The following is a 17,735-nucleotide window of genomic DNA, read 5'->3' as shown; positions in this document are numbered from 1 at the left end:
CGCCAACGCTTCAATCGTGGCGAACCGACAATGGCAAGGGGACAACTGAGATGAACTACTGGCTGTTCAAGTCCGAACCTTCGGTCTTTTCCTTCGAGGCGCTGAAGGCGAAGGGCAAGGCCGGCACGCAGTGGGACGGCGTGCGCAACTACGCCGCGCGCAACAACATGAAAGCCATGCAGATCGGCGATCTCGGCTTTTTCTACCATTCCAATGAAGGCCTCGACATCGTCGGCATCGCCGAGGTTTGCGCGCTTGCCCACCCCGACACCACCACCGACGACCCACGCTGGGAATGCGTCGACATCCGCGCCTGCAAGGACGTGCCGAAGCCGGTGACGCTGGAACAGGTCAAGGCCAATCCGAAGCTGGCCGACATGGCGCTGGTGCGGCTTGGCCGGCTTTCCGTGCAGCCGGTGACGCCGGCAGAGTGGAAAGAAGTCTGCCGCATGGCCGGCCTCGACCCGGCGCCGTGACCAGACTCACCCCCAAAAACGCAAAGACATTCATCCTCGACAATACGGCGCTGATGGCGCCGCCGCACGTGCCGGAAGTGCTGCTGCACCTGGCTGACGAGGCGCACGACCTCTGGCTGCGCACCGAGGAGGAGCTGGCCGAGATCGGCCTGCCGCCGCCCTTCTGGGCTTTCGCCTGGGCCGGCGGCCAAGGCCTTGCCCGCTATGTGCTCGACCATCCGGCGACGGTGCAGGGCAAACGCGTGCTCGACTTCGCTTCCGGCTCCGGCATGGTCGCCATCGCTGCCTTGAAAGCCGGCGCGGCTGAAGTGACCGCGGCCGATATCGATCCCTTTTGCGCGACGGTCATCACCCTCAACCTGGAAGCCAATGGCGTGAAGGCCGATTTAGTGGATGCGGACTCCATCGGCACGGATGACGGCTGGGACGTCGTCTTGGCCGGCGATGTCTTCTACGACAAGCCTTTGGCGGAGAGGCTGACGCCGTGGTTCACAAGCCTCAACGCGCGCGGCGCCGACATCCTCGTCGGCGATCCCGGGCGCGCCTATCTGCCGAAGACCGGACTGCAATCGCTCGCCGTCTACCAGGTGCCGGTGACGCGCGTGCTGGAGGATGCCGAGGTCAAGCGCACGACCGTGTGGCGATGGGTTTCCGCCGCTTCGGCTTGACGCAGCCGGCGAACAGGGATTCCATCGCTCATCTTTCGGGAGGGAATTCTATGGATTTCTCAACGGTGAACTGGCTGGCGGTGATCGCCGCAGCCGTCGTGGCGTGGCTGTTCGGTGCCGCCTGGTACATGGGCCTGAGCAGGCCCTGGCTGAAGGCGGCAAAGCTCGATCCGGCGACGATGAAGCGCTCGGCCGTTCCGTTCATCGTCAGCTTCGTCGCCGAGCTCGTCATGGCGCTGGTCATGACGCTGGTGGTCGGCGCGATGACCGGCGGCGAGCCCAACCCGCTCGCCGGCGTGATCTTCGGCTTTGTGCTCTGGTTTGGCTTCGTCGCCACCACGTTGTCGGTCAACCACCGCTATCAGGGCTTTGGCTGGGACCTCACGCTGATCGATGCCGGCCATTGGCTCGGCGTGCTGCTCATCATCGGCGCCGTGATCGGTTGGTTCGGCGCGCCGGCCGCGCCGGCAGGCTAGAGCAATTCCAGGAAGTGAAACGGTTCCGTCGGAATTGCGCCCGATAAACAGAGAGAGCGGTCCGGAGCGTCGCTAACCCGCGTCTGCGTCTTTCGTGACTTCGTCGAGAAGCCATTCGCGGAAGGCGACGATGCGCGCGTCGTCCTTCATCGCTTCCGGATAAACCAGGAAATAGGCGAACTCCGCCGCGACCTTGATGCCGAGTTCGAAGGGCCGGATCAGCCGCCCTTGCGAAAGGTCGTTGGCCACCATGGCGAAGTCGGCAAGCGCCACCGCATTGCCGTCGAGCGCCGCCTGCGCGGCGTCGGCCGAGGACCCGAAGACAAGGGTGCGGCTGTCGTCGAAATCTTCGACCCCTGCCGCGTGCATCCACATGCTCCAGTTCGGCCAAGTGACGCCCTGCCGTGACCATTCGATATGCGCCAGCGTATGGTGGAAGAGATCGCGCGGCTCCTTCAGCGGCGGGCCTGAGGCGAGCAGCGCCGGGCTGCAGACGGGGATGATGATGTTCTCGAACAGCCGGTGCGCGCAGAGCCCGGGATATTTACCGGTACCGAAACGAATGCCGATATCGACATCGTCCCGCTCGAAATCCCTGACTTCATAGGTAATGTCGAAGCGCAACTCGACGCCCGGCTTTTGCCGGCGGAAACCGTCGACGCGCCGCATCAGCCACTTGGTTGCGAACTGCGCGTCGAGCGTCGCTTTCAGCAGCGCCGTGCCTCTCGCCATCTTGCGCGCGCGGGTAACGGCGCGGCCAAGCAGGTCGAGCGCATCGACCGAGGCTTCGAACAGAACGTTTCCCGCTTCGGTCAGCCGCATCGTGCGGCTGGTGCGCGTGAACAGCACGAGGTCGAGCTGATCCTCTATTTCCTTGATCTGGTGGCTGACCGCCGCCGGCGTCAGGCCAAGCTCGTCCGCGGCACGGGTAAAATTGAGGTGCCTCGCCGCTGCCTCGAACGTCCTCAACGCACGCGTTCCGGGCAGCAAGCGGGCCATCCCTATCTCCAAAAAAAACTTGATAATCGGACAAGAACTACTCGTTTCCCGTTTGTTTTTCAATCCGGCAAGATGGCTGCATCGATAAACCATCAAACCGGATTTGATATCCGGAGAACACGGATAGCGCCATGACCGAGATCGTCCTGAAGTCCCACGCCGCTCCGAAATCCAACTCCGGCATCACGCTTTGGCTGCGTTCGGCATTCGAGTGGCTGCGCCAGGCCGGGGTCGCCGCTCGGCTTCCCGACGAATCCGTCGAGGATCTCTCCGACCGTCAGCTGCGCGACATCGGCGTCGAGCGCAGGGACGTCGCAAAGGCGATGAACCGGGAGCTTGGCCGGATCGGATTGCTGGATACCGGCTGGCAGCAGCCTAAGCGGCACTGAGGGAATAGGGGAGTAGGCAGAGAATCTCGCTTCGGTGGACGTGCGTCCTCCGTGACATATCCTACTCCCCTACTCCCCTACCTCACCACCTTCACCACGGTCCGGTCCGACAGCAGCGGCAGCAGCCTCGCCATGGTGCGCGCCGTCACCGCGACGCAGCCTTGCGTCGGCGTGAAGCCGGGACGCGCCAGATGGAAGAAGATCGCGCTGCCGCACCCGCGCCGGCGCGGCACGATGTTCCAGTCCAGCACCAGGCACACATCGTAGAGCCGGTCGGCGCGCCGCATCCGTTCATGGCTGGCGCCGTAAGGGATCTTCACCGGCCGATTGTAGTTGCGGTCGTCCGGCACCTCGCACCAGCCGAGATCCGGGCCGATCGGCGCCATCGCCAGCCCCGTCCGGCGGCCGCCGGGAAACTGGTCGTTGCGGAAATAGCCTGACAATATCCGCATCGCAGCCAGTGGCGTCGCGCCGTCGCCCTCACGCTTGCTGGCGGAAATGCCGCCGCGCCCGAGGGCGCAGGGAAACACCGTTTGGCCGGCTTGCAGCAATCCCTGCGCAGGGTTGCCGGGCCTCGCACGCACAACCAGGACATGCAGCCCCTTCGGCAAAAATTCGCCTGCCGCATTGCGCGCGCGTTTTTTCTTGTATGATTGTCTCACGGAACAAATCACTGTGAACGACTGTTGCGCCGGTGAGCTTCCGCATAAATGGGGGGAGGTCAACTGAATATTCTTTTTAAAACAACGGATTGATCATGACATCACGCACCATTCTGATCGTTGACGACGACGACGACCTGCGAGCCACCCTCGTCGAGCAACTGGCGCTTTACGAGGAATTCGACGTCCAGCAGGAAGCCACTGCCGCAAAAGGCGTCGCCACGGCGCGCGGCGGCCTTGTCGATCTGCTCATCATGGACGTCGGCCTGCCAGACATGGACGGTCGCGAGGCGGTGAAGATCCTGCGCAAGGGCGGCTATAAGGCCCCGATCATCATGCTGACCGGCCACGACACCGATTCCGACACCATTCTGGGGCTCGAGGCCGGCGCCAACGATTACGTCACCAAGCCTTTCCGCTTCGCGGTGCTCTTGGCGCGCATCCGTGCGCAGTTGCGCCAGCACGAGCAGAGCGAGGACGCCACCTTCTCGGTCGGCCCCTACACCTTCAAGCCCAGCCAGAAGCTTTTGATCGATCCGCGCGGCGCCAAGGTGCGGCTGACCGAAAAGGAAGCCTCGATCATCAAATATCTCTATCGCGCCGACCAGAAGGTGGTAACGCGCGACGTGCTCTTGGAAGAAGTGTGGGGTTACAATTCCGGCGTCACCACCCACACGCTGGAAACCCATGTCTACCGGCTGCGCCAGAAGATTGAGCGCGATCCTTCCAATGCCGAAATTCTTGTGACAGAAAGCGGCGGCTACAAGCTGGTTCCTTAAACATTTCATGATCTAGAGCGATTCCAGGAAAAGTGTGAAAGCGGTTTTCCGATCGGAATTGCGTCGAACCAAACAGATAGGCGGTCGGGCGGGATTGCCTCGGGTACGATCCTGATGCTGGAGGGTGATGGATCGGCTCGCTGCACGCATCGCACGATGCGTGATTGAAAGTTGGAGTGCGCGCTCCCGCAAGGAGACGGCGCTCCAAAGGAGGGACTGGACTGACCGCTCGGGGACACAGCTAGCATGGCGCTGGATGACGACATCCGCATCCTGTCCGCCGTGAAGCTTTTTCAGGGCTTCACGCAGGAACAATTGCGCCTGCTGGCCTTCGGCGCCGAGACCACTTTTCTGCAGGCCGACCACAAGCTCTACCGCGAGGATGACGTGGCCGACTCGGCCTATATCGTCGTCAGCGGGCGCATAGTCCTCTATCGCGAGCAAGGCACCGGCGAACGCGTCCCGATCGGCACGGCAGGCCCCGGCGCCATGCTCAGCGAACTGGCCCTTATCGCCGACACCAACCGGCTGACCAGCGCCTCGGCCGCGATCGATTCGGAAGTTATCCGCTTGAGCCGAAAGATGTTTCGCCGCATCCTCGAGGAATATCCGGAGCTCGCGGTGCAGCTGCATGAGCGCATCCTGGAGGAATTCCAAGAGATGATCGCCCGCATCGAGGAGCTCGCGCCACGGTTTACGGAATAGACGCGCCGCAGCGTCTCTGCCGATTGATAGCGCTCAATCCAATTCAAACTTCGCGATGACCGGCACATGGTCCGACGGCTTCTCCCAGCCGCGCGCCGCCTTGACAATCTCGTAACCGGCAAAGCTCGGCACCAGATTGGCGGACGACCAGATATGGTCGAGCCGCCGGCCGCGGTCCGATGCTTGCCAGTCCTTCGCGCGGTAGCTCCACCAGGTGTAGAGCTTTTGCTCGGCCGGCACGTTGAGCCGCATCAGGTCAACCCAGCCGCCGGCCCGCCGCATCGCCTCGAAGTTTTCGGTCTCGACCGGCGTGTGGCTGACGACGTTGAGCAATTGCTTGTGCGACCACACGTCATGCTCCTGCGGCGCGATGTTGAGGTCGCCCACCAGGATCGAGGCATCGTGCTCGCTCGCCGGCACGCTGTTCATCTCATAGACGAAATCGAGCTTGTGGCGGAATTTCCGGTTGATGTCCGGGTCGGGTTCATCGCCGCCGGCCGGAACGTAGAAATTGTGCAGCAGAATCGACCTGCCGCCGGCCTGGACCCTGACCGAGAGATGCCGGCTGTCGTCGATCTCGCAGAAACGCCGCTTCTCGACCAGCGCGATCGGCCGGCGCGCCACCGTCGCCACGCCGTGATAGCCTTTCTGGCCGTGGAACAGGATGTGCTGGTATCCGGCCTTGCGGAAAGCCTTTTCCGGAAACAGCTCGTCCGGGACCTTGGTTTCCTGCAGGCAGAGCACGTCCGGCGCGTGCTCCTTGAGCAGCCGCTCGACGATCGGCATGCGCAGACGCACCGAGTTGATGTTCCAGGTGGCTATGGTGAAGGGCATTCAGGCAGGTCCGGCAAAAGATCGCCGATCTACTGCCAGCCACGCGCCATAAAGACAAGCCGGCCCGCGCTGCAAGCCGGCCCTGCCCTGAATATGGGCGGACCTACCGCGTCTTGGTATTGAGCTCGCGGTTCGCCGTATAGTCGATCGCGAAGGTGCCGTCCGGAATGGAGACGCCTTCCTTGACGTTGAAGATCATCACCGTCGTGTCCTTGCCCTGCGCGTCGGTGATCGTCCACTGGCGCAGTTCATAGGTCTTCGGATCGAACATCATGGTGATCTTGGCGTTGCCGAACACCGACTTGTCGGAGAGTTGGATGGTGGTGAGGTCGTCTTCTTCCTTGACGGCTTTCACGCGCCCGCCGGAGAGATCGATCCGGTCGTCGAGCAAAAGCTTCAAGGGCGTCTTCGACAGCGGATAGAGGTCGGAGGTGTTCAGCTTCTTGTTGAGGATGACGACCGACTTGCCGTCCGAGATCACTCGGAAATTCGACGATCCGTCATAGTTGAAACGGATTTTGCCGGGACGTTCGAGGAAGAACTTGCCGCCGGTCTGCTCGCCCTTCGGGCCGAACTGCACGAATTCGCCGCTCATCGATTTGACCGAGGAAAAATGGTCGGCGATCTTTTGCGCCGCCGGCGGAACGGCGGCCTGAGCCAAGGCCAGAAGTTGGAAGCCCGGCACGACATTGATGGCGGCGGCGCCCGCAAGCACCAGGCCAAGGCCGAGCAGCTGTCGGCGGGTCGGAGCGAAATCTGTCTGGGTCTTCATGCCGGTCACTTCCTGTGATTTGCCTTGGTCGCAGTCTCTGGACCGCCAGTTGGGCCTAAGTTTGGCGGGTCGCACGGCGGTTGGTCGCATCAACGCGCCAGAGGGTTCAAAGTTGCCGGCCGCCTCTCGCAGGCTTCGCCGGGCTAGAACTTATCGTCCTCGGTGGGAACGAGAATCTCGCGTTTGCCGGCGTGGTTGGCCGGGCCGACGATGCCTTCCTTCTCCATCTTTTCGATGATTGACGCCGCGCGGTTGTAGCCGATGCCCAGCCGGCGCTGGATGTAGCTGGTCGAGGCCTTGCCGTCGCGCAGCACCACGGCCACCGCCTGATCGTAGGGATCGTCGGAATCCTCGAAATTGCCGCTCCCGCCGCCGCCGGAACCGCCCCGGCCCGAGGCGCCGTCCTCGTCGTCTTCCTCGTCATCCTCGGTGATGGCGTCGAGATACTCCGGCACGCCCTGCAGTTTGAGATGGCCGACGATGCGTTCGACCTCGTCGTCCGAGACGAAGGGACCGTGGACACGCTGGATGCGGCCGCCGCCCGCCATGTAGAGCATGTCGCCCATGCCGAGCAGCTGCTCGGCGCCCTGCTCGCCGAGGATGGTGCGGCTGTCGATCTTCGACGTCACCTGGAAGGAGATGCGGGTGGGGAAGTTGGCTTTGATGGTGCCGGTTATGACGTCGACCGACGGGCGCTGCGTCGCCATGATGACGTGGATGCCGGCGGCGCGCGCCATCTGCGCCAGGCGCTGCACCGCGCCTTCGATGTCCTTGCCGGCCACCATCATCAGGTCGGCCATTTCGTCGATGATGACGACGATATAGGGCATCGGCTCGAGGTCGAGATCCTCCGTCTCGTAGATCGCCTCGCCGGTCTGGCGGTCGAAGCCGGTCTGCACGGTGCGCGAGATTTTCTCGCCCTTCTTCTCGGCCTGGCTGACGCGTGCGTTGAAGCCGTCGATATTGCGCACGCCGACCTTGGACATCTTGCGGTAGCGGTCCTCCATCTCGCGCACCGTCCATTTCAGCGCCACCACGGCCTTCTTCGGATCGGTGACGACGGGCGTGAGCAGATGCGGGATGCCGTCATAGACCGAGAGCTCGAGCATCTTCGGATCGATCATGATCAGCCGGCATTCCTGCGGGGTGAGCCGGTAGAGCAGCGACAGGATCATCGTGTTGATGGCGACCGACTTGCCCGAGCCGGTGGTGCCGGCGACCAGCACATGCGGCATCTTGGCGATGTCGACGATGACCGCCTCGCCGTTGATGGTCTTGCCGAGCGCCAAGGCGAGCTTCGCCTTGGTGGTTTCGAAGTCGCGGCTCGCCATGATCTCGCGCAGATAGACCGTCTCGCGCTTGGCATTCGGCAGCTCGATGCCGATGGCGTTGCGGCCGGGCACGACGGCGACGCGGCAGGCGATCGCGCTCATCGAGCGGGCGATGTCGTCGGAAAGGCCGATGACGCGCGAGGATTTGATGCCGGGCGCAGGCTCCAGCTCATAGAGGGTGACGACCGGACCCGGGCGGACATGGATGATCTCGCCCTTGACGCCGAAATCCTCGAGCACGCCTTCGAGCAGCCTTGCGTTCTGCTCCAGCGCGTCCTTCGACAGGCTAGGGTCTTTCGCCACGTTCTTCGGTTCGGACAGGAAATGCAGCGACGGCATCTCGAACGTACCGGAGCTAATGAGCGAGGTCTGCGCCTCGCGCTGAACGCGTGCGCCTTGCACCGGACGCGGCGCAGGCGCCTCCACGCGCGTCGCCGCGTCCGAGCGGAAATTGCGCACATTGGCGCGGCGCTGGACCGGCTCTTCGTCGTCGAAGTCGTCGAGATCGGCCTCCTCGTCGTCGAAGACGTTGTCGTCCACGGGATCGACCGAAGCGCTGCGGTCGTTGACCATTGCGGCGAAGAATTCCGGCTCGACACGGGCGCGGCCGCCGGGGCTCATCCTGGATTCGGCGTACTCGGCCGATTCGACCCGTTCGGCGGCGCGGCGCCAGGCGCTGGCCCGCGGCTCAATCTGAGGCTCGAACTCGTCACGCTCCTGCCTGCGGCGCGCGGCACGCCGATGCATCCATGCACGGAAGGACAGCCACCAATGGGTGATGGCGCCGAGCGCAAGAATGCCTTCGTCGCCCTCGTCTTCATCCTCATCGAAGAGCAGATCGTCGTGCTCGCGCGGTTCCGGCTCGGCGGCGCGCTCCATGACGGCAAAGCCGTTCTTGCGCGCGATCAGCGCCGAGCCATAGGCGAACAGCCAGAGCGCCGGCATGGCGAGCACAACGGCGATGATGGTGGCGAAAAGGCCCTTCGGATAGCCGCCGACGGCGATGCCCGGGATCTTCAGCACCATATCGCCGAACACGCCGCCGAGACCGGTCGGCAGAGGCCAGGTGTTGGGCGGCGTCACGCAGCCGACAATCGCCGCGGCAAGCAGCGCGAAGCCGAACCAGGCAAGCCCGCGCTTGCCCAGCCTGTTGACGCCGCGGGCGGAGAAGAGCAGAAAACCCCAGATCACCGCCGGCACCAGCCCGGCGACGGCGGCAAGGCCGAAGAACTGCATGGCAACGTCGGAAAACACCGCGCCCGCATAGCCCATGGCGTTGGTGACGAGATTGTTGGTGGCGTGCGAGAAGCTTGGATCGGCGACGTTCCAGGTAGCGAGGCTGGCGACGCCGAAAGCGGTGAACACGAACATCCCGGCGCCGACCAGGCGCCCAACCTGCCGCCGCGCGAACGCCTGGATGCCGTGCCCCGTATCGGTCAGCGCGAGCGGTGCTGAAGCGCCTGAACGCATGCCTCTTCCCCGTGTGTCGATGCCTGGCCGGATGCGTGGCGCATGCCGGGAGATTCGTCTCCCAGACTATCGGCGGGAAGGTTAAGGGCGCATTAACCATGGCCTTTTACCGAGATGCTCCCGGAAAGGAGATGGCGGGCCCATGAAGCTCGCCATCTCAAAGATGAAACGATCAGGCCCGTAAGGACCCGACCTGCCGCAAATCACTTATGGCCGGCGTACTGCATCAGGTTGACGCAGAATTCGGCATGCGGCTTGCTCATCGCCGCGTCCTGGCACTCCTTCATCATCGCGTCCTGCTTGTCTTTTGCTGTCGTCGCCCAGGCGGCCTTGAAATCGGCCTCGGACTTCATGGTCTTCATGCTGGAATCGGTGAAGAACGGGGCCATGTTGTCAGGCGAGTCGAGCGCGCCAGCAAGTGCAACACCGCTGACCATCGACAGAGCCATTGCTCCCAGGAAGATGTTCTTGCAGTTCATTGGTCGGTTCCTTCCCTGATATTTGGCGACACCACGATGGCGGTCGCAATCCCAGTACGGAACCGGAAGGGCGGACGTTTCACACATTCGCGATCAAGTGAATGTGATCGAAACGCTCAATGCTCATATCCGAGAAAAAAGGAGGCCCGGAAGATCTTCCGGGCCTCAAGGCGTGAGCCCCTTTCGAGAGCATCACGACGGGATCTTGGGAGTAAATCGGAAAGCCGCGCCGCGGCTTTCCTTGATATCCGGACCGGCGGGAGGAGTATCCGCCGGTCCTTGGCAGGGTCGGCCTTACGGCACGACTTCGCCGTGCTGGGTGACGTCGAGACCCTCGACCTCTTCCTGGGTGCTCGGACGCAGGCCGACCAGCGCCTTGACGATGTAGAGGATCACCAAGGTGGCGACCGCCGTCCATACGATGGTGACAGCGACGCCGTATGCCTGCTTGGCGAGCGAGGCGCCCGACGACAGGCTGTTGATCGCCGGATCGGCGAGCACACCGGTCAGCAGTGCGCCGACGATGCCGCCGACGCCGTGGACGCCGAAGGCGTCGAGTGAATCGTCATAGCCCATGGCGTGCTTGAGCTTGACCGCCGACAGGTAGCAGACGACGCCGGCGATGATGCCGACGAAGAAGGCGCCGGTCGGGTTGACGAAGCCGGAAGCAGGCGTCACCGCGACAAGGCCCGCGACGGCGCCCGAGATGATGCCGAGCACCGAAGGCTTCTTGGCGACGATCCATTCGGCGAACATCCAGGCCAGCGCCGCCGCGGCGGTGGCGACCTGCGTGTTCAACATCGCAGCGCCGGCGAGGCCGTCGGCGGCCAGTTCCGAACCGGCGTTGAAGCCGAACCAGCCGACCCACAGCAGCGAGGCGCCGATGACCGAATAGACCAGGTTGTGCGGCGCCATGTTGGTGGTGCCGTAGCCCTCGCGCTTGCCGAGAACGAGCGCGCAGACCAGGCCCGCGACACCGGCATTGATATGGACGACGGTGCCGCCGGCGAAATCGAGCACACCGGCGGTGGCGAGGAAGCCGCCGCCCCATACCCAGTGGGCGACAGGCGCGTAGACGACCAGCAGCCACAGCGCCATGAAGATGAGCAGCGCCGAGAACTTCAAGCGTTCGGCGAAGGCGCCGGCGATCAGCGCGGGGGTGATGATGGCGAAGGTCATCTGGAACATCGAGAAGACGAATTCAGGGATGTTCGCCACACCGGGCGCCCACAGCGAGGAAGTGGTGATGCCGTGGTGGAAGAATTTCGAGGCACCGCCGATAAACTTGTTCATGCCGCCGCCGTCGGAGAAGGCCAGCGAGTAGCCGAACATGAACCACAGCACCGTCACCAGGCAGGTGATGGCGAAGCTCTGCATGATGGTGGCGAGCACGTTCTTCTTGCGCACCATGCCGCCGTAAAACAGCGCCAGGCCCGGGATGGTCATCATCAGCACCAGCGCCGTCGAGGTCAGCATCCAGGCGGTGTTGCCAGTGTCGAGCGCGGGCGCCGGGGCGGCCGGCGCTGCGGCCGTGGCTGCCGGAGCGGCCTCCTGCGCGAAAGCGGCGGCGGTGCTGAACGCTACGAGAGCGAGCGCAGCGGCCGCGCGTCCCGTCGTCTTCAAGGGGGAAGGAATATTCATTGAACTCTCCGTTGGAATAGCTGGTCGCCGCTCAGAGCGCGTCGGTGTCTGTTTCGCCGGTGCGGATGCGCACCGCCTGGTCGATGCCGAAGACGAAGATCTTGCCGTCGCCGATCTGGCCGGTCTTGGCGGCGGAGCTGATGGCTTCGACGGCCTTGTCGACCATGTCGGCGCCGACGGCGACCTCGATCTTGATTTTGGGCAGGAAGCTGACCGCGTATTCGGCGCCGCGATAGATTTCCGTATGTCCCTTCTGACGCCCGTAGCCTTTGACTTCGGTGACGGTCAGGCCCTGGATGCCGACGGCGGTGAGCGCTTCGCGCACCTCGTCGAGCTTGAACGGCTTGATGATTGCCATCACGATTTTCATAAGGTTTCACCCTTTGCTGTTGCGGTCCCCCGCGTTTGCACACCTTCACCGATCCCGAGGAGAGCCGGAGAGTGCAGGACAGGATTCAAGCTCCGTGCCAATTGCCGAAGCAGGACATTAACCTGTTGTAAACAAACGGGATCCGCAGCCCTTGCTCAACAAACGGGCGCAGTGCCGCAATGGCTCATGATTAAAAAATGGGCAAAATTTGGAAAATGCCTACTTTCTAGGCTTGCCTCGAAGCGGCTCAGCGTTTCAGCCGGATGAGGCCTTCCTGGGCGACCGAGGCGATCAGCGTTCCGTCGCGGGCGAACAGCGATCCGCGGGTGAAACCGCGCGAGCCTTGCGTGGAGGGGCTGTCCTGCGTGTAGAGGATCCAGTCGTCCAGCGAATGACTGCGGTGGAACCACATGGCATGGTCGAGGCTGGCCGCCTGGATGTCGCGATCGAAGATGGCGCGGCCATGCGCGAAGGTCGAGGTGTCGAGCAGCGTCATGTCGGAGAGATAGGCAAGCACCGCCGCCTGCGTGGCGCGGTCTTCCGGCACCGGGCCTGTGGTGCGGATCCAGATATTCTGCTCCGGCTCCAGCTTTTCGCGGCTGGTATAGTGCTTGAGCATTACCGGCTTCATCTCGATCGGCCGGTCGCGCTCCCAGTAGCGTTTGATGCCTTCCGGCACCGCCTCGCCGAACTTGCCGAGCAGCTCGCGCTGCGACAAAAGCGTGTCGGGCGCCGGCACGTTGCGTGGCATCGGCAGCTGATGCTCCAGCCCGACCTCGTCCTGCTGGAACGAGGCTTCCAGCGAGAAGATCGCCTGCCCATGCTGGATCGCCACCACCCGGCGCGTCGTGAAAGAGCCGCCGTCGCGGATGCGGTCGACCTCATAGACGATCGGAACCTTGGTGTCGCCGGGCCGCATGAAATAGCCGTGCAGCGAATGCACATGGCGCCCGGGCTCGACAGTGCGCTGGGCGGCGACCAGCGCCTGAGCGATCGTCTGGCCGCCGAACACGCGCTGCCAGTCGAGCTTGGGGCTGCGACCACGATACAGGTTGTGTTCGAGCTGCTCGAGGTCGAGAATGTCGAGAAGCTCGTCCATGGCCGCCGTCATGTTCCACCTCCCTTGAAGATGTGTCATGGCGGGTTTCGGACAGGAGAGCCGGGCAGTCAAGCTGCAACGGCCGGCGCGGTGGCCGGAGGCCGCGAAAGGAAAGTGCCATGGTCGACCGCAAGGCGGATGCAGCGGACAAAACCTCGGTGGACGTGCTGGTGGCGGGCGCCGGTTACGTCGGCCTTGCCGCGGCCGTGTCGCTGAAGCAGGCGCGACCGAGCCTTGCCGTCGCCATTGTCGATGCGGCACCTGCCGGCGTCTGGCAGAAGGACGGCCGCGCCTCGGCGATCGCCGCCGCGGCCTGCCGCATGCTGGAGCAGCTCGGCGTCTGGGACGAGATCGCGCCCGAGGCGCAGGCTATCACCGAGATGATCATCACCGATTCGCGCGCCGCCGATCCGGTGCGCCCGGTGTTTTTGACCTTCGACGGCGAGGTGGCGCCCGGCGAACCCTTCGCCCATATGGTGGCCAACCGGGTCCTCAACGGCGCGCTGCGCCGCCGCGCCGAAAAACTCGGCATCGACGTCATCGAAGGCATGGCTGTCAGCGCCTTCGACACGAACGGCGCCGGCATCACCGTGCATCTGGCCGACGGCGCCGCGCTTAAGGCCTGCCTGCTCGTCGCCGCTGACGGCGTCAATTCGAAGCTGCGCGACATGGCCGGCATCAAGACGGTGAAATGGGAATACGGCCAGTCCGGTATCGTCTGCACGGTCGCGCATGAGCGCCCGCACAATGGCCGCGCCGAGGAACATTTTTTGCCCGCCGGCCCCTTCGCCACCTTGCCGCTGAAGCCTGAGGAGGACGGCACCAATCGCTCCTCGATCGTCTGGGTGGAGCGCACGGAAGACGCGCAGAAGCTGGTCGAGGGTGACGAATTCGTCTTCGAGCATGGGCTGGAGCAGCGCTTTGGGCTGAAGCTCGGCGAGATCCGCGTCGCCGACAAGCCGCGCGCCTGGCCGCTCGGCCTGATCCTTGCGCGCGCCTTCGTCGCACCGCGCATCGCGCTCGCCGGCGATGCGGCGCACGGCATCCATCCGATCGCCGGTCAGGGCCTCAATCTCGGCTTCAAGGATGTCGCAGCACTTGCCGAAGTGGTGGTCGAGGCCGACCGGCTCGGCCAGGATATCGGCGCGCTCGACGTGCTCGAGCGCTACCAGCAATGGCGCCGCTTCGACACGCTGCAGATGGGCGTCACCACCGACGTGCTGAACCGCCTGTTTTCCAACGACATCGGCCCGCTGCGCGCCGTGCGCGACCTCGGCCTCGGCCTCGTCGAGCGCATGCCGAAGCTCAAGGACTTCTTCATCCGTCAGGCGTCTGGCCTGTCAGGCGACACGCCGCGGCTATTGAAGGGCGAAGCGATCTAGCGCCTAGCAATTGGCCGGTGCCTACGCGACGTCGTCATCCACGGGCGGAGCGGGAGCGAAGCGGACGCCAAGACCCGAGGATCCATGCGGTGACCTTGGTCGAAGAATGCCGCCGAGCAGAATTCTGCACCGCTGCAACGCTTATAGGTAACGGAATGGATTCTATGGTCTGCGCCGCGTCGCTTCGCTCCTTGCTCCGCCATAGAATGACGATGCGAGAAGCGTTTCGGCCAATCACGAAGGTAGGCGATCCGGCCGCCACTGCTTCAGCTTAATTGACCTCAAAACCCAGCTTCTGCCGCAGCCTCACCATCCGCTGATCGGCGATGCGCAGGCGGTGCTCGCCGCCCTGTGCCACCCGGTTCAGCATGCTGAGCAGATCGTCCCGTTCGTGCGGCTCGAGGCGCTCGCGCAGGAACGGCGCCAGCTTGTCGATGACGATCGTGGTGTCGTCGACCTGCGCGGCCGCCCATTTGGCGTAGACGACGGCCTCGTCGGTTTTCTTAGGGTTGTCGGCAATCTGCGCGATCACCTCACGGATGACGGCTTCGCGCTGCGGCAGGATCGGGCCATGTTCCGAAACGATCGCGGTGATCAGCGTCGCGGCGGCCACGACCGGATCGTCGATCGCCGTCAGCGGCGAAAGTGCCGCCTGTTTGCGCAGCTTCTTGCGGCGGATATTGCCCTGCACGCGGCCGATAACGTCGGCGACCTCGCTGGCCGCCTCGTTCATCGCCTTCAGCCGGTACCACCAGATGGCCGCCACGCCGAGCAGGCCAAGCATAGCGAGCAGAAAAGGCATGCCGAATTCCCCCGAAACCGCGGCAACGATAGAAGAAGTACAGCATCGCTTCAACTCGCGACAATTGCGGCGATGAACAAACCGCTAATAGCTCCGGGTCATGACCCCGGTATGTCGTAGACAGCCCTGACCTCGACGGTGCCGAGCTCGGCCAGCGGAATGCCGTCTGCGATCGCCATCGCCTCGTCAAGATCGGCGGCCTCGACCATGACGAAGCCGAGCAGCTGTTCTTTCGTCTCGGCGAACGGCCCGTCGGTAACCAGCCGCTTGCCCTTGCGACGCCTGAGCGACTTCGACATCTTCACCGGCTGCAGCGCCTGCGCGATGATCAGCTTGCCTTGTCGATCGAGTTCCCTGTCATAGGCGAGCGAATCGGCGTCGAGCTTGGCGGATCGTTCCGGCGTGAGCGCGAAGAGGTCCTTTTCCTCGCCGTAGACCAGCAGGACATATTTCATTGTCAGTTCCCTTCCTGCGATGAACCATAGGAGGCGACCGCGATGCTGTCAGCCTTGCTTCTGGCCGCCGCATGATCGAGCAGGCATGCCGCAATCCCGATTATGGCCACGGCCGCCGCCAGCCGGCCGAGGCCGAAGGCCGGGGGATCTGCACCCTTCCGCCGGGGCGCCTCCAAAGTCCGAAAAACAGATTGTCCATCTTCAACCTCCTTCGGCCCCGAACTTCGTGGCCGCCCCCAGGACGGTCCGGCCGCCGGGAAGTCGACATTCTGCACGCGCTTTTTTTGAGAATTTTTTCGCGGGCGTCGACCCAATCGCGCCATGGTCTTCCGGCGCGCTCGCGCTATAGTTCAGCGGAACGCCGGCGCCCGCCGGCGCGAACCCCGACAAGCCAGGAGGACTTCATGGACCGCACCGCAAACGCCGTCTGGAAAGGCAATCTGAAAGAGGGCAAGGGCACGCTGGAGACGCAGAGCGGGACTCTGAAGGGCATACCCTATTCCTTCAAGGCGCGCTTCGAGGATGAGAGCGGCAAATCCGGCACCAATCCGGAAGAGCTGATCGCCGCCGCCCATGCCGGATGCTACGCCATGCAGCTGTCGCATTTCCTCGCCGAGAACGGCACCCCGGCCACCGCGCTCGACTCCAAGGCTGTTGTGACACTGGTGCCCGGCACCGGCATAACCGGCAGCGCCATCACCTTGGTCGGCACGGTCCCGGGCATCGATGCGGCAAAGTTCCAGGAACTGGCCGAGAAGGCCAAGGCCGAGTGCCCGGTCTCAAAGGCGCTCGGCGCCATCAAAGTCTCGCTGGACGCCAGGCTGGGCTGACGTAGGCTGCGCGGGGCAGGGATCCGTCGCGCCCCCCTCTGTCCTGCCGGACATCTCCCCCACGAGGGGGGAGATCGGATATTCGCGCCGGCTTTCGCCAGTCACCGACGCCGCGAGCGAGGCGCTGGAACTGCCAATCTCCCCCCTTGTGGGGGAGATGTCCGGCAGGACAGAGGGGGGCGCTGTCCCGCCATCATCTCACGCTAGCCGCCCAGCGCCTCGATCTTCGCCCGCAACGAAGCAACCTCTTCCTCCAGAGCCCGCACCCGCGCTTCGAGATCGGAAGCGTCGGAGGACGCCGGCGGTTCCCATGGCGCTGCGGCCGCTGATACTTCCACCGGACCGCTGAGCAGATGCACATAGCGCTCCTCGCGCTGCCCGGGCGCACGTTCGAGCAGCAGAATGAGCGGCGGACGGCGGCCGATCATCAGGTCGAGATTGTCGCGAAGCTCTTCGATCGACCCGAAGCGCGCCATGCGCTCGGAACGGGCGAGCAGCTCATGCGCCGTCTGCGCGCCGCGCAGAAGCAGCAGACCGACGATCGCGATCTGCGGCGTGGTCAGCGAAAAGCGCTGCGCCATCAGATGTTCGTAGCGCTCGACCCGCGAAGCAAAAGCCTGGCGCACCAGACCCTTCTGTTCGAGCGAGCTGAGCGCGCGCCTAACGTCGGTCAGCTCCAGCGCCATCACCGGCTCGCGCGCCGTCTTCTGGTTGGCCGCGGCATGCGCACCGTTCAGCGTCAGCGGATAGACGTCCGGCGTCAGCTCCTTCTTCTCGATCAGCGAGCCGAGCACGCGGGCTTCGACGGAAGAGAGGACGGGGAGATCGGTCATTGGGTTTGGCTTTTCGATAAGGTCGGTTCTCCGGGTACCGATTTTGACAGAAATCGGATCGCCGCGACAAGGCAGAACCTTCGGAACGTCGGCGGGACAGCGCCCCCCTCTGTCCTGCCGGACATCTCCCCCACTTGGGGGGAGATCAGCAGCTTCGCCGACGGCGCTCATCCTTCAACGTTGGCGATTGGCGAAAGCCGCGATGACAGCCAATCTCCCCACCCGTGAGGGAGATGGCCGGCAGGCCAGAGGGGGGCGCGAAGAATCGCTGCGTACGAACTTG

At 64.0% G+C, this 17,735-nt stretch carries 20 protein-coding genes; 8 read left to right on the top strand and 12 right to left on the bottom strand.

Going from position 1 to position 17,735, the window contains the following annotated elements; all coding sequences use genetic code 11:
* The first annotated feature begins 50 nt into the window (after positions 1-50).
* Genes P9254_RS21060 through P9254_RS21050 form a run of 3 tightly spaced genes read left to right on the top strand, consistent with a single transcriptional unit; the run spans position 51 to position 1,620 of the window.
* Positions 51-476, top strand: a complete 426-nt coding sequence (locus P9254_RS21060) for an EVE domain-containing protein (protein ID WP_067322984.1) — start codon at positions 51-53, stop codon at positions 474-476.
* Positions 473-1,144, top strand: a complete 672-nt coding sequence (locus P9254_RS21055) for a class I SAM-dependent methyltransferase (RefSeq protein WP_278057079.1) — start codon at positions 473-475, stop codon at positions 1,142-1,144. The genes P9254_RS21060 and P9254_RS21055 overlap by 4 nt, the downstream gene beginning before the upstream one ends.
* Positions 1,145-1,194: 50 nt before the next feature.
* Complete coding sequence (locus tag P9254_RS21050) at positions 1,195-1,620, top strand: DUF1761 domain-containing protein (RefSeq protein ID WP_095779794.1); 426 nt, start codon at positions 1,195-1,197, stop codon at positions 1,618-1,620.
* Between the two features lie 72 nt (positions 1,621-1,692).
* Here P9254_RS21050 and gcvA read toward each other — a convergent pair whose 3' ends face one another.
* Positions 1,693-2,619: a transcriptional regulator GcvA gene (gcvA, locus tag P9254_RS21045; protein WP_278057078.1), complete on the bottom strand. Its 927-nt coding sequence runs from the start codon at positions 2,617-2,619 to the stop codon at positions 1,693-1,695.
* 131 nt (positions 2,620-2,750) lie between these two features.
* Between gcvA and P9254_RS21040 the strand changes: the two genes are divergently transcribed.
* A complete protein-coding gene (locus P9254_RS21040; protein ID WP_127216602.1) occupies positions 2,751-3,008 on the top strand; it encodes a DUF1127 domain-containing protein in 258 nt (85 codons plus the stop codon).
* Positions 3,009-3,085: 77 nt separating this feature from the next.
* Here P9254_RS21040 and P9254_RS21035 read toward each other — a convergent pair whose 3' ends face one another.
* The gene (locus tag P9254_RS21035) at positions 3,086-3,619 is read right to left on the bottom strand and encodes a L,D-transpeptidase family protein (RefSeq protein WP_245466583.1); all 534 of its coding nucleotides are present in this window, start codon (positions 3,617-3,619) and stop codon (positions 3,086-3,088) included.
* A 146-nt stretch (positions 3,620-3,765) separates the two neighbouring features.
* Between P9254_RS21035 and P9254_RS21030 the strand changes: the two genes are divergently transcribed.
* Positions 3,766-4,449, top strand: a complete 684-nt coding sequence (locus tag P9254_RS21030) for a response regulator transcription factor (RefSeq protein ID WP_066998380.1) — start codon at positions 3,766-3,768, stop codon at positions 4,447-4,449.
* 246 nt (positions 4,450-4,695) lie between these two features.
* The gene (locus P9254_RS21025; RefSeq protein WP_067322970.1) at positions 4,696-5,154 is read left to right on the top strand and encodes a cyclic nucleotide-binding domain-containing protein; all 459 of its coding nucleotides are present in this window, start codon (positions 4,696-4,698) and stop codon (positions 5,152-5,154) included.
* 33 nt (positions 5,155-5,187) lie between these two features.
* Here P9254_RS21025 and P9254_RS21020 read toward each other — a convergent pair whose 3' ends face one another.
* The 7 genes from P9254_RS21020 to tesB form a co-directional block, all read right to left on the bottom strand.
* Positions 5,188-5,988, bottom strand: coding sequence for an exodeoxyribonuclease III (locus P9254_RS21020; RefSeq protein WP_095799650.1), 801 nt, complete (start codon positions 5,986-5,988; stop codon positions 5,188-5,190).
* A gap of 103 nt (positions 5,989-6,091) precedes the next feature.
* On the bottom strand, positions 6,092-6,760 hold the full coding sequence (locus P9254_RS21015; protein WP_066998340.1) for an outer-membrane lipoprotein carrier protein LolA: 669 nt from the start codon (positions 6,758-6,760) through the stop codon (positions 6,092-6,094).
* Positions 6,761-6,903: 143 nt separating this feature from the next.
* Positions 6,904-9,561, bottom strand: coding sequence for a DNA translocase FtsK (locus P9254_RS21010; RefSeq protein WP_278057077.1), 2,658 nt, complete (start codon positions 9,559-9,561; stop codon positions 6,904-6,906).
* A 203-nt stretch (positions 9,562-9,764) separates the two neighbouring features.
* Complete coding sequence (locus tag P9254_RS21005) at positions 9,765-10,040, bottom strand: hypothetical protein (RefSeq protein ID WP_278057076.1); 276 nt, start codon at positions 10,038-10,040, stop codon at positions 9,765-9,767.
* A gap of 294 nt (positions 10,041-10,334) precedes the next feature.
* Positions 10,335-11,663, bottom strand: coding sequence for an ammonium transporter (locus P9254_RS21000; protein ID WP_405023091.1), 1,329 nt, complete (start codon positions 11,661-11,663; stop codon positions 10,335-10,337).
* 49 nt (positions 11,664-11,712) lie between these two features.
* The gene (locus tag P9254_RS20995) at positions 11,713-12,051 is read right to left on the bottom strand and encodes a P-II family nitrogen regulator (RefSeq protein WP_066998360.1); all 339 of its coding nucleotides are present in this window, start codon (positions 12,049-12,051) and stop codon (positions 11,713-11,715) included.
* Positions 12,052-12,298: 247 nt separating this feature from the next.
* Positions 12,299-13,162 (bottom strand): acyl-CoA thioesterase II, encoded by an 864-nt coding sequence (tesB, locus tag P9254_RS20990; RefSeq protein WP_066998363.1) that lies wholly within the window; start codon positions 13,160-13,162, stop codon positions 12,299-12,301.
* 107 nt (positions 13,163-13,269) lie between these two features.
* Here tesB and P9254_RS20985 point away from each other — a divergent pair, with 107 nt between their 5' ends.
* Positions 13,270-14,532: a ubiquinone biosynthesis hydroxylase gene (locus P9254_RS20985; RefSeq protein WP_278057075.1), complete on the top strand. Its 1,263-nt coding sequence runs from the start codon at positions 13,270-13,272 to the stop codon at positions 14,530-14,532.
* A gap of 271 nt (positions 14,533-14,803) precedes the next feature.
* Here the strand turns inward: P9254_RS20985 and P9254_RS20980 are convergent, their stop codons facing one another.
* Together P9254_RS20980 and P9254_RS20975 are read right to left on the bottom strand one after the other, a co-directional pair.
* A complete protein-coding gene (locus tag P9254_RS20980) occupies positions 14,804-15,334 on the bottom strand; it encodes a hypothetical protein (RefSeq protein ID WP_095799646.1) in 531 nt (176 codons plus the stop codon).
* A gap of 98 nt (positions 15,335-15,432) precedes the next feature.
* Positions 15,433-15,789, bottom strand: coding sequence for a YciI family protein (locus P9254_RS20975; RefSeq protein ID WP_095782697.1), 357 nt, complete (start codon positions 15,787-15,789; stop codon positions 15,433-15,435).
* Between the two features lie 404 nt (positions 15,790-16,193).
* Here P9254_RS20975 and P9254_RS20970 point away from each other — a divergent pair, with 404 nt between their 5' ends.
* Complete coding sequence (locus P9254_RS20970) at positions 16,194-16,619, top strand: OsmC family protein (protein ID WP_095799953.1); 426 nt, start codon at positions 16,194-16,196, stop codon at positions 16,617-16,619.
* Positions 16,620-16,822: 203 nt separating this feature from the next.
* On the opposite strand, the gene P9254_RS20965 is transcribed toward P9254_RS20970, so the two are convergent.
* The gene (locus tag P9254_RS20965) at positions 16,823-17,452 is read right to left on the bottom strand and encodes a YceH family protein (protein WP_278057074.1); all 630 of its coding nucleotides are present in this window, start codon (positions 17,450-17,452) and stop codon (positions 16,823-16,825) included.
* Positions 17,453-17,735 lie beyond the last annotated feature (283 nt).

It is taken from the genome of Mesorhizobium sp. WSM4983, assembly GCF_029625765.1.
In the GTDB taxonomy this organism is placed as follows: Bacteria; Pseudomonadota; Alphaproteobacteria; order Rhizobiales; family Rhizobiaceae; genus Mesorhizobium.
Note: the sequence above shows the minus strand (reverse complement) of the source record. Positions and strands in the feature narration are given on the sequence as shown.